The organism is Photorhabdus antumapuensis (genome assembly GCF_020387775.1).
In the GTDB taxonomy this organism is placed as follows: domain Bacteria; phylum Pseudomonadota; class Gammaproteobacteria; order Enterobacterales; family Enterobacteriaceae; genus Photorhabdus; species Photorhabdus antumapuensis.
In genome coordinates, this window is sequence record NZ_JAHZMK010000103.1 from 1 (window position 1) to 1,325 (window position 1,325).

Sequence of the window (1,325 nt, forward strand, 5' to 3'; positions counted from 1 at the left end):
GCATGGCTCCCTGCTTAATCAAGCCAATATACACAACTTATTTAATTCATATTTTAATGAATATAACATTCATCAAGATATCTCTTTAGAGACATTAACCCTGAATCTGGGCGCAATGAGTTTCCATGATTTTAATTCATTGTTTCCTGCTCGCCTAAAGGCTGCGCTGAATAAAGCATTTAGCCAATATCAGATAAACAACCATAGGGAGGAAATTCTACTGAATGAAACAATATCAAATCAAACTACCGATAAGCCTTCCATATCTGGCGATAACAATTTAATTGATGTAGAGAATTTTATTCACTTTTTATATCAAAAACATTCCCCATTAAATCTAACGGAGGCAATAGAAAATAATAGAAATAACGATATCAAAAAATTAATAAATCAATTAACACAAATAGAAAACAAATCCGCGTTACTATTAGCAAAAAGCTGTTTGTCTGAACAGGGTTTAAAACGACTCTTGGCTATCAAACAATCGGCTTTATTAAGCGCTATCAATCGCAGATTATCCGAAAACACCAACGGACCACAATATCAGCAGGAACCAGCCTCACTCGGACAATTGATACTCAATGCACTGGGATACATGCAGCAGCACAATACACAGGAAATACCTAAACTCGATGCGAAAGTCATATCACGCATCACCACTGAACTGAATAACGGTAAACTTAATGCAGCACCTATTATTGAATTATTTCACCAAACTATAACTCACAAGTTTCCATTAAATAGTTGGTTAAAACAGCTCTGGCAAACTATTCCTGTTTCACAACTCTGTAAAAAATATTTATCGGTTGATGAATACCAGTACTTATCAGAATACTTCATTTCAGATAAATTAGATAAGAACAGTTCTGACGCACAATCAGCGTCAGATAACACTTTCATTACAGGAGTAAATAACAATAACCCGCTTCGAACGATTAACCTACCACACTCTAAAACCGTTTTATTACCTGAATTGTGCCAAATCAATAATGCTGGCATATTAATTCTATGGCCGATGCTGCCCACGCTGTTCAATCAGCTTGACCTACTTAAGGAGAAAAAATTTATCCATCGTCAGGCCCAGTTTGATGCAATTAATTCCCTTGATTATCTGATTTGGGGAACTGAAAAGGTACCGTCAGAACGAAAGACCCTAAATAACCTTCTGTGTGGACTAATGGCTGATGAAAACAGTGAATCAATCTCTATTGAACCAGAAAAACAATTGATAATAGATCAATGGCTGGGTGCAGTTATCAATCAACTTCCTGGATGGAAAAAATTAAGTTGTAATGACGTCCGTCAACTATTTTTACAACGGCCGG

1 protein-coding gene is annotated in these 1,325 nt (G+C 36.1%); it reads left to right on the forward strand.

The window, feature by feature from the left end; genetic code table 11:
• A partial coding sequence (locus KZ793_RS22445) for a contractile injection system tape measure protein (protein ID WP_225817285.1) occupies positions 1-1,325 on the forward strand: 1,325 nt, incomplete at both ends.